Raw genomic sequence first — 13,872 nt, forward strand, 5'->3', positions numbered from 1 at the left:
CCGCATCCGCGGGGGTGATCCTTTTCAGAACTTCCTTGAAAATCGCTTCAAGTAGTTGTCCCCGCATCCGCGGGGGTGATCCCCTGACCAGCACGAGCACGACATCGGCGCTGTCGTTGTCCCCGCATCCGCGGGGGTGATCCTCGACAACATCAAACGTTCTGAAACGGGAAAGAGTTGTCCCCGCATCCGCGGGGGTGATCCGGAAGGCCAAAAGCTGCTAGAACAGCTAAATGAGTTGTCCCCGCATCCGCGGGGGTGATCCTACTTGAACATCCATTTGACGCGTTCTTTGTAGGTTGTCCCCGCATCCGCGGGGGTGATCCTATAGGGAAACGGTAAATCTGGCAAAGCAGCAGGTTGTCCCCGCATCCGCGGGGGTGATCCCGAGCGTGTCGCTAATTGGATGCTCGTACAGGGGTTGTCCCCGCATCCGCGGGGGTGATCCCCCATCTGACGAGGGCCGGATGATAACCGGCCGGTTGTCCCCGCATCCGCGGGGGTGATCCCGGGAAACTACCCGAATGAAAGGAAATAGAATCGTTGTCCCCGCATCCGCGGGGGTGATCCTTAGGATACGTCAACTCCTATCAGGTTCTGGACGTTGTCCCCGCATCCGCGGGGGTGATCCCGTAAGCATGGATAGCGCATGCAGCAGGGATAGGTTGTCCCCGCATCCGCGGGGGTGATCCCTCAGGCGCTCCATGGATGACGCGCAACTACATGTTGTCCCCGCATCCGCGGGGGTGATCCACCTGCCCTTTAACTTCAACGGGCTTACAGGCTGTTGTCCCCGCATCCGCGGGGGTGATCCTCTTTAGGGCTGACTCCGAATGACGCTGTGAAGGTTGTCCCCGCATCCGCGGGGGTGATCCCAGGCAGCAAAGTATATCGGCGGTAAATTTATTGTTGTCCCCGCATCCGCGGGGGTGATCCTACGGCCAAAAAGGCTATTCTTTCCCTCGAATCGTTGTCCCCGCATCCGCGGGGGTGATCCCGTGATCGACTTGACCGATGCGCTGAATAGAACGTTGTCCCCGCATCCGCGGGGGTGATCCGATGAACTGACGGCAGCTAAGTCCGCCTTTCAGGTTGTCCCCGCATCCGCGGGGGTGATCCCAGCCAAAAAGACTTTCGCTCAAAAACGAGCGGGTTGTCCCCGCATCCGCGGGGGTGATCCTACGTATCAAAATACCTTGTACTTTGATAACAAGTTGTCCCCGCATCCGCGAGGGTGATCCCAACTAACAAATCTTACGCGGATAACTCGTATAGTTGTCCCCGCATCCGCGGGGGTGATCCTCCGGCGGCGTTCGGTGGGACATGAGCAAAGTTGTCCCCGCATCCGCGGGGGTGATCCGTAAGTATTGCAGGCTTTAAATCGCCCGTCTGAGTTGTCCCCGCATCCGCGGGGGTGATCCTGGAAACGCATAAAATGTAAAGTAAAACATTACGTTGTCCCCGCATCCGCGGTGGTGATCCCGTTCACTTGTTTGTTTGCTTGTCTATACATACGTTGTCCCCGCATTGGGGGAGGTTATCCTGCAAATAAAATCATCCTAAAATGAAATTTGTTGAAAACTGCATCAACAGGCGTTCTTATCAATTCATCTGTGAGATGTCGATGTGCAATACGGTTATTTCTGATTTGGGTGTGACATTATCGGTTATGATCCGAAATGGTTGTATGGACCGTTATCCGTGTGTTTACAGAAGAGCAAAATCAAAAAGGGCTGCAACAGTTGATCTGTTGCAGCCCTTTTGTTTTCGGTGGTGGAGCGTAGGGGATTCGAACCCCTGACCTCTTGCATGCGAAGCAAGCGCTCTCCCAACTGAGCTAACACCCCGTACAAGTCAAAGTATATCAAAAACTGATAGAATTTGAAGGCCTTAAATTTTTATTTTTGAAGAGTACATTTTATTTGCATTCTATAGAACAGATGATATTATGATTAAGCACTAAGACGACGGCGCGTTGGAGAAACGGTTAACTCATATGCCTTTCACGCATACATTCACGGGTTCGAATCCCGTACGCGTCACCATAGAAAATTCACCCGGAGATATCCGGGTTTTTTTTGTGCTTAAAATATTTTTTCTTTTTTAGTTGCAAATGCATTGGATTGTGATATTATAACGAAGCCGATCGAGGCAAAAAAGCAAACGGCGCGTTGGAGAAACGGTTAACTCATATGCCTTTCACGCATACATTCACGGGTTCGAATCCCGTACGCGTCACCATTGAAAATTCCTCCGGGTAGATCCCGGAGTTTTTTTATATAATACAAACTCTGCAGAATGGCAGTGTGATCCAGATCTGGGATACTGACGTATTTGAAAGCATCGAACTTGCCCTATCTATGGGGGATTTTGACGCTTTTTCACACTCTTTTCCCATTTCTATCGATTGCAAAAAAGGTTCTTTCCGAGTAATATGTTCAAGGCATGCGTGGGAGGACGCGTCTTTCGTGTCCGTAAACCACTGCATAAGACCAATACAGGAGGAGAGTCTTATGGCTAAGAAAAAGAAAAAGATTACCAAAGTTGTAAAACTCCAGTTCCCTGCTGGCGGAGCCAAACCAGGTCCAGGCCTCGCAGGTGTTGGAATCAACATGCCGCAGTTCTGCTCTGCATTTAACGATGCAACCAAAGAACGCCGCGGCGATATCGTGCCTGTTGTGATCACTGCTTACGAAGACAAGAGCTTTGACTTCGTGCTGAAAACAACTCCGGCTGCTCAGATGATTAAAAAGGCAGCAGGCGTTGCAAAAGCAAGCGGCGACCAGAAACAGACTGCTGGAACAATCACTGTTGACCAGCTTAAAGAAATTGCTGAATACAAAATGCCCGATCTGAACGCTAACGACATTGAAGCTGCTATGAAGATCATTGCCGGTACTGCAAAGAACATGGGTATCAAAGTTACAGGATACGAAGGATAAGGAGGAAGACCAATGGCAAAAGTAAGTAAACGCTATGCGGCAGCGAAAGATCAGATCGATCGCTCTAAAGTATATACCGTTGAAGAAGCTGTTGATCTGGCTAAAAAAGCCAGCTCCGCTAAATTCGACGAAACAGTTGAAGTATCTTTCAACCTGAACGTTGACCCGCGTCATGCTGACCAGCAGATCCGCGGCGCAATGGTTCTCCCGAACGGAACTGGCAAATCCCAGGTCGTTGCTGTTGTTGCTGAAGGCGACAAAGCAAAAGAAGCTGAGGATGCCGGTGCGGATTTTGTAGGCTCTGACGAACTGATCCAGAAAATCCAGGGCGGATGGTTCGATTTTGATGTTCTTATCGCCACTCCGAACATGATGGGTAAACTGGGCCGTCTGGGACGCGTACTCGGACCTAAAGGTCTGATGCCTAACCCAAAAACCGGTACAGTAACGATGGATATTGCTAACGCTGTTAACGAAGTTAAAAAAGGTAAAATCACTTACCGTGTTGACAAAGCCGGCAACATCAACGTACTGATCGGAAAAGTATCCTTTGACAACGACAAGCTCGTTGAAAACTTCAACGCAGTTTACGAAGTAATCAAAAAAGCTCGTCCATCCAAAGTTAAAGGCACTTACATGAAGAACCTTGTTCTTTCCACAACTATGGGTCCTGGTATCCATGTTGAAATGAAGTAATTGACAAGCGCAATCTTCAACCGTAATATTTGATTGTTTCAATATTCCAAAGACAGTAACGGCGAAAGCTTAATCATGTTACCGAGGGATTGAAGAGCATTATTTTCATATGCCATTCAAGCCCGCACGCGCGGGCTTTATCTTTGAATATTGATGCAATATACAGAAAGCAGAGGAAAACTCATGAACAAAGATGTCCTTGCTCAAAAGGAAGCTGATGTTGCTGAGCTCTCGAAAAAGATTTCTGATTCTAGCTCTGTTGTCGTAGTTGAGTATCGCGGACTTACCGTAGCGGAGATCACAGAACTCCGACATGCTCTCCGCAACGAAAACGTTGAGATGAAGGTTTACAAAAACACCATCGCTCAGCGCGCTGTTGAACAGCTTGGCCTCGACGGTCTGGATGCTGCACTCAAAGGACCGAACGCACTCGCATTCGGCCACGATCAGGTAGCTCCTGCTCGCGTCCTCGCTGATTTCGCAAAAACTCACGACAAGCTGATTCTGAAAAGCGGCATTGTAGACGGTGCCGTAGTAGACGAAGCAACAATCAAAACTCTCGCTGGTCTGCCTAACAAAGAAGGCATGCTCGCAAAATTTGCATCTACCCTGAATGCACCTGTTATCAAGTTTGCTCTGACCATCAAAGCTCTTGCTGAGAAAAAAGGTCAGGCAGGCGAAGCCCCTGCAGAAGAAGCTGCAGCGTAATTGGAGGAAAACTTAACATGGCTAAACTGACTCAGGACGAAATCCTGTCCTATCTCGAAGAAGCAACAATCCTTGAACTGAACGAACTCGTAAAAGCAATCGAAGAAAAATTCGGCGTTGTAGCTGCTGCTGTTGCTGCTGGTCCAGCTGCCGCTGACACTGCTGCTAACGACGAACCAAGCGAAGTAACTGTAACGATGACTAACGTTGGCGGAACCAAAGTACAGGTTATCAAAGCCGTACGTGAACTCACTGGTCTCGGTCTGATCGACGCTAAGAAACTCGTTGATGCTGTACCTGCTGTTATCAAAGAGAACATCTCTCCTGATGAAGCAGAAAAGATCAAAGAAAAACTCATGGAAGCTGGCGCTACTGTCGAAATCAAGTAATTGGTTCCACAGACGCACGAATTCTACTTTTAACACAATTAAAAAAAGAGCGAAGCCTTTCGGGGCTTCGCTCTTTTCTTTCGGCCTGAAAAACCAGAACAAAAAGAAAAAAGACCGGATCACTCCGGTCACTCAAGAAATGAGATTTTTGCCTGTTGTATGTACAGGTGGGTTTTCTGCCATTGCGTTTAGGATCCCAGCTTCATCCGCGAAAAAGCAGCTTATTGCTGGTATTCAACACCGGCAAGAGCATCCGAAATCCCATATCTCAGATGTAGGAAAAATGTAATTCCTTGAGCGGCTTTATTATAGCAAATCATACAAACGATGTCAGTTTGATCACCGGAAACGTTGAAGAAAGAAAGCGATCAAAAATAGCAGCACTTGTTGAATCCGATATCTGGGCCTGGAAAAACATGTACATATCCATTTCTGGATAAATTTGCAAAACAGCAGAAAACCGATCAAATTCACGCAGAATCCAATAAATTGACTAATCGCTATTGACAACTCTGCTATGCGTGAAAGGTGAAAGAGGATACATATCTGCAAAATTCGCATTAAGAATTCTCATGTAAACGAATACATAAATTATAGTTAGATATGACCCGAATAAACTTAAAATAAACGGGACAAATTTCTTTTCTCCTTCACGGAAGTTCCTATAATAAAGGCGAAATAAAGAAGGAGACATAAAAACATGAACAAGTTTACAAAATCTATTGCCGCAGCGGCTATGGTTCTTTCCCTTACAGGATGCGCTGCAGCAGCCCAGACAAACAGCGAGGTATCTGAAGCGGCGGTTCAGGAATTTGGTGCTTATGGCTATTCGGTAGAAGACGTTACAGAAAATGGCAATAAAGTCAGCTTCAAGGCTGTTGGTGAAGACGGCGGTGCAAATGTAAGTGTTACTCGTTTTGATGACCTGATGAGTGCTGTTGAAGCCTATGACCAGGAAAAAGCAGTTATGACGCAGTCGGATTACTACATGCTTGCAGAACAGGAAAACGGAGCTGGCAGCGTTGCAGTATTCAACAACTCCATCAACTACGTAAATGCAGTCGTCGCTTTTGATGCAAAGAACAACAACATGATCGTTGTAAGAGAGATCTCTCAGACCAACATGGATCAGGTTTACGATTATCTTGCAAAGTTCGGATTCAGCTTCCAGTAAGAAAGCAATAATTGAAAAGAAATACAAAAGCCCGCTCGACGGGCTTTTTTGTTATCGTAATTCCATAGACAAACATGAGGAAGCTTGAAAATGGACTACGATACGACGGGCATCGAGAAAAAACAGGATGATTCTTATGAGACTTTTATCACAGCCCAAAAAATCAATGTTACTCTTGGCGGGAAAACGATCCTTGAAGATTTTTCGCTTACAGTTTGTCGTAAAGGAAGAGTAGCGCTGTGCGGTCCCTCTGGAATCGGGAAAAGTACCGTGCTCCGCGTTCTGGCCGGACTGATTGATCCAAATCAAGGAACACTGGATCGAGTCGGAACGGTATCCATGGTATTTGATGATGATCGGCTGTATCCCTGTCTCAGTACGCTCGAAAACATTTGTCTGGGATGCGACTGGGGAACGATTCCGCGCGCCTTACGAACGAACGCCGCCAGGAACTGGGCATCGATTTTTCACTGTGATACCTTTCTGAAACAGAAAGCAGGGACTTTGTCAGCTGGTCAGCGGAAACGCACAGCACTCGCTCGCGCCATGATGAAGAATCCGGATCTGCTTCTTCTGGATGAGACTTTCCATGCGCTGGATGAAAAGCTGCGTTACGTGCTTATGGATACGCTTCTGCAGCTGCAGAAACAGATGGGGTTCGCAATCGTCTTTGCAACGCATGATCTTCGGGAAGCAGAATATATGAATGCCCGAATTGTCTTTTTACAAAATTCAGACCGGGAAAAGCCGATAGAAAATACTTACGTATCGGCTGACTCAGTTAGGAAGGGCGATGAGTAAGGGCGAAAAGTGGTCTGAGAGTGAAAATTCCGGTTACAAAACAGTTTCAAAATTTTCATGATTTTTTGTGGTTGACATATATTTTGTGATCTACTAAACTGTCAAAGCATGCGCGGGATAGATTCCCGCTTTTAAAAGGACGAAAAATGGTCCACCCGGATTCGTTCGCATGAATAAGTTGATACAAGTAGATAAGGAGAAGAAATGCCTACTATTAATCAGTTAATTCGCAAAGGCCGTCAGTCCAGCGAGAACATGTCTAAATCTCCTGCACTGAACCGCGGATACAACTCATTGAAGTCCAGACCGACAAGCCTGTCCAGCCCGCAGAAACGCGGCGTCTGCACCCGTGTCGGAACAATGACTCCGAAGAAACCTAACTCTGCTCTTCGTAAATATGCTCGTGTACGTCTTAGCAACGGAATGGAAGTTACCGCTTACATTCCAGGTATCGGACACAACCTCCAGGAGCACTCGGTAGTACTGATCCGCGGCGGTCGTGTTAAAGACCTGCCTGGTGTACGGTACCATATCGTTCGCGGTACTCTTGACTGCGCAGGTGTAACGGACCGTCGTCAGAGCCGCTCTCTTTACGGAACCAAGAAACCTAAGAAATAAGTCAATCGTGAAAGGAGAATAAAAGATGCCAAGAAAAGGACATATTGCAAAACGGGATGTACTTCCAGATCCTATTTACAATTCCAAACTCGTCACTCGTTTAATTAACAAAATCATGATTGACGGAAAACGTGGAACTGCACAGAAAATTCTGTACAACGCCTTCGACATTGTCGAGGTTAAGACTGGCAAACAGCCAATGGAAGTTTTTGAACAGGCGCTGGGCAACATTATGCCTCAGCTCGAACTTAAGGTTCGCCGTGTAGGCGGTGCGAACTACCAGGTACCAGTTGAAGTATCTGAAGAACGCCGTCTGACACTTGGACTGCGCTGGCTCGTGAACTACGCACGCCTGCGTAACGAAAAAACGATGGAACAGCGACTTGCTGCTGAAATCATCGATGCCGCTAACGGTGTGGGTGCATCGGTAAAACAGCGCGACAACGTTCATCGCATGGCGGAAGCCAACAAGGCTTTTGCTCACTACCGCTGGTAGTCTGCATCCGATTCAGCTGTTATTAAAAACGGCAATCGGAGCTCTAGAAAGGATGTCGAATTATGCCAAGAGAATATTCATTAGAAAATACCCGTAATATCGGTATCATGGCACATATCGACGCCGGCAAAACAACCACCACTGAACGTATCCTGTATTACACAGGTGTTAACCACAGAATTGGTGAAACTCATGATGGCGCATCCACAATGGACTGGATGGAACAAGAAGCTGAACGTGGTATCACGATTACATCTGCGGCTACAACCGTTCATTGGAGAGGCAACCGAATCAACATTATCGATACTCCGGGCCACGTTGACTTCACAGTAGAAGTTGAACGTTCCCTGCGCGTTCTCGATGGTGCGGTTACAGTCCTCGATGCCAAGGCCGGTGTTGAACCACAGACTGAAACAGTATGGCGTCAGGCCTCCGAATACGGAGTTCCCCGTATTGTATTCGTAAATAAAATGGACTCAACAGGAGCTGACTTCCTGATGAGCTGCCAGACGATCGTTGATCGCCTGGGCGTTAAAGCTGCTCCAATTCAGCTGCCGATCGGCGCTGAAAGTGAATTCGAAGGTCTTGTAGATCTGATCGAACGCAAAGCGGTCTATAACAAAGGCGACAAAGGTATCATCGTTGAAGATGGCCCTATCCCTGAAGACATGGTAGACATGGTTGAAGAGTATCGCATGAAACTCCTCGAAACTCTGTCTGACTTTGATGAAGATCTGATGATGCAGGTCCTCGAAGGTGAAGAACCTTCCATTGAAGATATCAAGCGCGTTATCCGTAAAGCGGTATGCGACGTTGAATTCTTCCCGGTTCTTTGCGGATCCGCTTATAAAGACAAAGGCGTTCAGCCAATGCTCGACGCAGTTGTTGACTACCTCCCGTCTCCGATTGACGTACCGGCAATCAAAGGTACGACTCTTGATGGCGAACCGGATGAACGTCATCCTTCTGATGAAGAACCGTTCTCTGCGCTTGCTTTCAAAATCATGACCGATAAATACGTCGGAAAACTTACGTTCTTCCGGGTTTACTCCGGTACTGCTGATTCCGGAAGCTACGTTCTCAACTCCACAAAGGATACGAAAGAACGTTTTGGCCGTATCATGCAGATGCATGCCAACAGCCGTCACGAAATCCCGCAGGTTTTCGCAGGCGACATTGCGGCAGCAGTAGGTCTGAAAAACACCACAACTGGTGACAGCCTCTGCGATCCGGACCATCCGATCATTCTTGAAAAGATGGAATTCCCGGAACCTGTTATTGAACAGTCCCTTGAACCAAAGACGAAAGCTGACCAGGACAAGATGGGTCTGGCTCTTGCCAAACTGGCTGAAGAAGACCCTACGTTCAGAACTTATACAAATAAGGAAACTGGACAGACCATTATCGCTGGTGTAGGTGAACTTCACCTCGATATCATCGTTGACCGTCTGCGCAGAGAATTCAACGTCGATGCGAAGATTGGCCAGCCGCAGGTTGCTTACCGTGAAACAATCCGTAAAGCTGCGGAATGTGAAGGTAAATACATCCGTCAGTCCGGTGGTAAAGGTCAGTACGGTCACGTATGGATCAAGTTTGAACCGAATGAAGAAGGTAAAGGATACGAATTCATCGACGCTGTTGTTGGTGGAACCGTACCTAAGGAATACATCAAGCCAACCAACGAAGGTCTGCAGGACGCTCTTGAAAAAGGTGTACTCGCCGGCTACCCGATGATTGACGTTAAAGCAACTCTGTTCGACGGAAGCTACCATGATGTCGACTCCTCCGAACAGGCCTACAAGATTGCTGCTTCCATGGCTCTTCGTGAAGCTGCCAAGAAGTGCGATCCTGTACTGCTCGAGCCAATCATGCTCGTTGAAATTACAGCACCAGCAGAATACCTTGGTTCTGTAATGGGCGACGTATCCAGCCGTCGCGGTCAGATCAACGATCAGGAAGAACGCGGAAATGCCGTCATCGTACGTGCATTCATCCCGCTGTCAGAAATGTTCGGCTATGTAACTGACCTGCGTTCCTTTACCCAGGGCCGCGGCAACTACTCGATGAAATTCGACCACTACAGTGAAGTACCGAAGTCGATTTCTGAGAAGATCATTGCCGAGTCCGGTAAGTAAAATACTCATTATTGCTTTTAAAATTCGAAAGCCTTAAAATGAAACAGTCTGAATAACTCTAGGAGGAAATAATGGCTAAGCAAAAATTTGACAGAAGTAAAACCCATGTCAACATTGGTACCATTGGACACGTTGACCACGGTAAAACAACTCTGACTGCTGCAATCACCAGCGTTCTCAGCGGCAAAGGCATGGCTGAGAAAACAGATTACGATCAGATTGACGGTGCTCCAGAAGAAAAAGAACGTGGAATCACCATCAACACCGCTCACGTTGAATACCAGACAGACAAACGTCACTATGCACACGTAGACTGCCCGGGTCACGCTGACTACATCAAGAACATGATCACTGGTGCAGCTCAGATGGATGGCGCTATCCTCGTTGTAGCTGCCACTGACGGACCTATGCCTCAGACTCGTGAGCACATCCTGCTCGCTCGTCAGGTAGGCGTACCTAAAATGGTTGTATTCCTGAACAAATGCGACATGGTTGACGACGAAGAACTGATCGACCTTGTTGAAATGGAAATTCGTGAACTCCTCGACGAATATGAATTCGACGGCGACGACACTCCAATCATCCGCGGATCCGCTCTGAAAGCTCTCGAAGGCGATCCGAAATGGACACCGGCTATCGAAGAACTGATGGACGCTGTTGATTCCTGGATCGATGATCCAGTTCGTGATGTCGACAAACCATTCCTGATGGCTGTCGAAGACGTTATGACAATTTCCGGTCGTGGTACCGTTGCTACAGGTCGTGTAGAACGTGGTACTGCTCACCTGTCCGACACAGTAGAAATCGTTGGTATCAAACCAACTCGCTCCACTGTACTGACTGGTCTGGAAATGTTCCACAAACAGCTCGACGAAGCTCGTGCTGGTGACAACATCGGTGCTCTGCTCCGTGGTGTTGCACGTGACGAAGTACAGCGTGGACAGGTTCTGGCAAAACCAGGATCCGTTCATCCTCACACAAAATTCAAAGCTCAGGTTTACGTACTGAGCAAAGATGAAGGCGGACGTCACACACCGTTCGTTTCCAACTACCGTCCTCAGTTCTACTTCCGTACAACTGACGTAACTGGTGTAATCACTCTGCCAGAAGGCGTTGAAATGGTTATGCCTGGCGACAACGTTGAAATGTCCGTTGAACTGATCGCTCCTATCGCTATCGAAAACGGTACTACCTTCTCTATTCGTGAAGGCGGACACACTGTAGGCGCCGGTAACGTTACTGAAATCGTTGAATAATCGACGTTCAGAAACTGACGAAGCTTTCAGCTAACTAAAAAATTAAGGAGAACCCAATCTTACGAATGGGTTCTCCTTTTTTGTTTTTTGCCTACCAAGAAGAGACGGATTCGCCAGTTGAAATCAGGGCCTGACCGATAATGGCTGCCTCTCTGCACACACGATCCTCTAGCAATTCTTATTTCCTCTCAACTGTATATTTGAAAAAATTCAATGGCTGGGGAAATTGGGTCCTTATTCATAGCTTGCGGTCTAGAAAAGCGTATGAGGCCTTTCTGACGGTTTTGAAGAGAATAACAGGAAAACTGTATCGCATTCATATACGAGCAGCAGAACGCTGTTCTGGAGCCTTATTCTGCCGAACCAGGAAAACCATTGAGACAACCATAAATCTCTGACTGCAAGCTCAAGGGTTTTAGTACGAGCGGAAGGGAAAACGTGATCTAGCGGACCAGACGAGGAATGCATTAAAGTTCTGACTGTATGCCGAGATGATTTCGAATGCTGAGACGATCATGCATGCTGCAGCGGCAGACAAAATCCATTCAGAGTCCCCTTTTTAATGTTAAAAGCGAATGTGTGATGGAACACAGACTGTTTACAGATGTAAAACATCCGTCTACGAATCGCGAAATAAAGTATTGACAAAACGAAAATGAGAGCACAAAGTGTCGATTTTCACTGTTTTTTACATTTTTACGCCAAGTAAGGCAATTTTGAAACCTGCCTGACAAAAATTTGGTGAAAATTTGTGATGAAACAAAATGAAATTATGAAAAATTTATCTGAAATGTGTAATAATGGTAAACGCACATGCTAAGTGAATGCCTTGCATCAAAAGAGGCGGGAATGCTCTATTTTGACGTTCTGAGCAGATTTTGATCTTTAGGAGAAAATGTAATGTTTTTAAACGCTTAGATTATCCCAAAATCCGTATATTTATGGGATAATGTGTCAGAAAGGAGTGTTCTCAAATTATGAACCAAACGAAAAGTTCAGCCGGAACCGATACTAAGAAAATCACCTGGCTGACTCTGGCGTTCATGGCGTTCTCAACCGTATGGGGATTTGGTAACGTCGTAAACGGCTTTGGGTACTTCAACGGCACACAGGTAATCTTCTCATGGGTAATGATGTTCCTGCTGTACTTTGTACCTTACGCATTAATGGTTGGTGAACTTGGTTCCGCTTTTAAAACTGCCGGCGGCGGTGTAACGAGCTGGGTTCTGGAAACAACCAATCCTAAACTGGCGTATTACGCTGGTTATACGTACTGGGTAGTCCATATCCCTTACATTGCTTCGAAGGGAAGCGGCGGCCTGAAGGCTCTCGCATGGATGTTCCTGTCCAACGAATGGTATGACAGCCTGCCTGCAATTCAGGTACAGCTGGCGACTCTCGTTGTCTTCATCATCTTCCTCTGGGTAGCTTCCCGCGGCCTGACACCGCTTAAGGCTCTAACCTCCGTAGCTGGATCGAGTATGTTCGTAATGTCTCTGCTCTACATCGTAATGATGTTCGCAGCACCGGCGATCAACCCGTCCGCTTCGTTCGCTCCTATTGACTGGAGCTGGGAAGGTTTGATCCCGACATTCAACTGGCAGTACTTCACGTCTCTGTCGATTCTTGTATTCGCAGTCGGAGGATGTGAAAAGATTTCTCCTTATGTAAATAAGGTTAAAAACCCTGGTAAAGACTTCCCGAAAGGTATGATCTCCCTGGCAATCATGGTTATGGTCTGCGCTATCCTCGGTACCATCGCCATGGGTATGATGTTCAACTCTGCAGATCTGGCCAACCCGGATTTCCAGAAACAGTTCATCGCCAACGGTGCCTACATGTCCTTCCAGAAACTCGGTGAATACTACCACCTGGGCAACTTCTTCGTTATCGTATACGGTGCCTGCAATGCGATCGGTCAGTTCTCTACTCTCGTTCTTTCCATCGATGCTCCTCTGCGTATGCTTCTTGACGATGAATCCGCTCGTCAGTATGTTCCAAAGAGTCTGCTCAAGCAGAACAAATACGGTGCATACACCAACGGTATTCTGCTGATCGGTGTTCTGGCTGGTTCGATCATTCTGATTCAGATGCTCGGAACTGGTGCAGCCGATATCATCACCTGGCTGACCAAACTGAACTCTGTCTGCATGCCAATGCGTTACCTCTGGGTATTCTTCGCATATATCATGCTGCGCACAGCCGGAAACAAATTCCACAGCGATTACGTATTTGTTAAAAACAAAACCTTCGCCATCGTTGCTGGTGCATGGTGCTTCTTCGTTACCGCATTCTGCTGCATTCTCGGTGTTTATGTAGAAGGCGATGTCGTACGTACAATTCTGAACATTGCGATGCCATTCGTTCTGCTTGCTCTCGGTCTGATCATGCCGGAAATCCGCAAGGCCGAAGATCGCAAAGCTGGTATTGTAAAATAAACGTCTCTGATCTTTCTGAATTCGAATCCCTTCGGTTTGAGCGGATTTGAGTTTATTCGGAGAATATAAAGCGGAATGTCTTCGGGCTTTCCGCTTTTTTTCATCCCTGTCCTGCAGATCTGGTGATCTGGCTGCCGATACTGTCTGCCAAATGCGTCCTTGCGCTGAGAGAAAGCATGCAGCCCATAATTTTTGACCATGGCTTTAATGGGAACCGAC

Annotated in this window: 11 protein-coding genes, 3 tRNA genes, 1 CRISPR repeat array and 1 other annotated feature; of the genes, 13 read left to right on the top strand and 1 reads right to left on the bottom strand. The window is 47.3% G+C overall.

What is annotated here, in order from left to right; translation table 11 throughout:
* A CRISPR array of direct repeats spans positions 1–1,543; the repeat unit is 21 nt; unit sequence CCGCATCCGCGGGGGTGATCC.
* Between the two features lie 228 nt (positions 1,544–1,771).
* A tRNA-Ala gene (locus Q2J39_RS04745) sits at positions 1,772–1,847 on the bottom strand.
* Between the two features lie 122 nt (positions 1,848–1,969).
* On the opposite strand from Q2J39_RS04745, the gene Q2J39_RS04750 reads away from it, so the two are divergent.
* From Q2J39_RS04750 to Q2J39_RS04810, 13 genes are all read left to right on the top strand, one after another.
* Positions 1,970–2,045 (top strand) — tRNA-Glu (locus Q2J39_RS04750).
* A gap of 120 nt (positions 2,046–2,165) precedes the next feature.
* Positions 2,166–2,241, top strand: a tRNA-Glu gene (locus Q2J39_RS04755).
* A gap of 272 nt (positions 2,242–2,513) precedes the next feature.
* On the top strand, positions 2,514–2,942 hold the full coding sequence (rplK, locus tag Q2J39_RS04760; protein ID WP_230268179.1) for a 50S ribosomal protein L11: 429 nt from the start codon (positions 2,514–2,516) through the stop codon (positions 2,940–2,942).
* Between the two features lie 12 nt (positions 2,943–2,954).
* Positions 2,955–3,638 (top strand): 50S ribosomal protein L1, encoded by a 684-nt coding sequence (gene rplA, locus Q2J39_RS04765; protein WP_230268178.1) that lies wholly within the window; start codon positions 2,955–2,957, stop codon positions 3,636–3,638.
* 28 nt (positions 3,639–3,666) lie between these two features.
* Positions 3,667–3,789 (top strand) — a sequence feature (ribosomal protein L10 leader region).
* Positions 3,790–3,821: 32 nt separating this feature from the next.
* Entirely contained in the window at positions 3,822–4,346 is a 525-nt protein-coding gene (gene rplJ, locus Q2J39_RS04770) for a 50S ribosomal protein L10 (protein ID WP_230268177.1), read from the top strand.
* Positions 4,347–4,363: 17 nt separating this feature from the next.
* Complete coding sequence (gene rplL / locus Q2J39_RS04775) at positions 4,364–4,735, top strand: 50S ribosomal protein L7/L12 (protein ID WP_230268176.1); 372 nt, start codon at positions 4,364–4,366, stop codon at positions 4,733–4,735.
* Positions 4,736–5,435: 700 nt separating this feature from the next.
* Positions 5,436–5,909 (top strand): hypothetical protein, encoded by a 474-nt coding sequence (locus tag Q2J39_RS04780; RefSeq protein ID WP_288338758.1) that lies wholly within the window; start codon positions 5,436–5,438, stop codon positions 5,907–5,909.
* 90 nt (positions 5,910–5,999) lie between these two features.
* The gene (locus tag Q2J39_RS04785) at positions 6,000–6,710 is read left to right on the top strand and encodes an ATP-binding cassette domain-containing protein (protein ID WP_288338759.1); all 711 of its coding nucleotides are present in this window, start codon (positions 6,000–6,002) and stop codon (positions 6,708–6,710) included.
* 204 nt (positions 6,711–6,914) lie between these two features.
* Complete coding sequence (rpsL, locus tag Q2J39_RS04790; RefSeq protein ID WP_230268173.1) at positions 6,915–7,328, top strand: 30S ribosomal protein S12; 414 nt, start codon at positions 6,915–6,917, stop codon at positions 7,326–7,328.
* Positions 7,329–7,353: 25 nt separating this feature from the next.
* A complete protein-coding gene (gene rpsG, locus Q2J39_RS04795) occupies positions 7,354–7,824 on the top strand; it encodes a 30S ribosomal protein S7 (protein WP_230226607.1) in 471 nt (156 codons plus the stop codon).
* A gap of 62 nt (positions 7,825–7,886) precedes the next feature.
* The gene (gene fusA / locus Q2J39_RS04800) at positions 7,887–9,959 is read left to right on the top strand and encodes an elongation factor G (RefSeq protein ID WP_288338760.1); all 2,073 of its coding nucleotides are present in this window, start codon (positions 7,887–7,889) and stop codon (positions 9,957–9,959) included.
* A 71-nt stretch (positions 9,960–10,030) separates the two neighbouring features.
* Positions 10,031–11,215: an elongation factor Tu gene (gene tuf, locus Q2J39_RS04805; protein WP_230268171.1), complete on the top strand. Its 1,185-nt coding sequence runs from the start codon at positions 10,031–10,033 to the stop codon at positions 11,213–11,215.
* 977 nt (positions 11,216–12,192) lie between these two features.
* A complete protein-coding gene (locus Q2J39_RS04810; RefSeq protein ID WP_230268170.1) occupies positions 12,193–13,653 on the top strand; it encodes an APC family permease in 1,461 nt (486 codons plus the stop codon).
* The last annotated feature ends 219 nt before the right edge of the window (positions 13,654–13,872 follow it).

It is taken from the genome of uncultured Allobaculum sp., from assembly GCF_948576815.1.
GTDB lineage: Bacteria > Bacillota_I > Bacilli_A > Erysipelotrichales > Erysipelotrichaceae > Allobaculum > Allobaculum fili.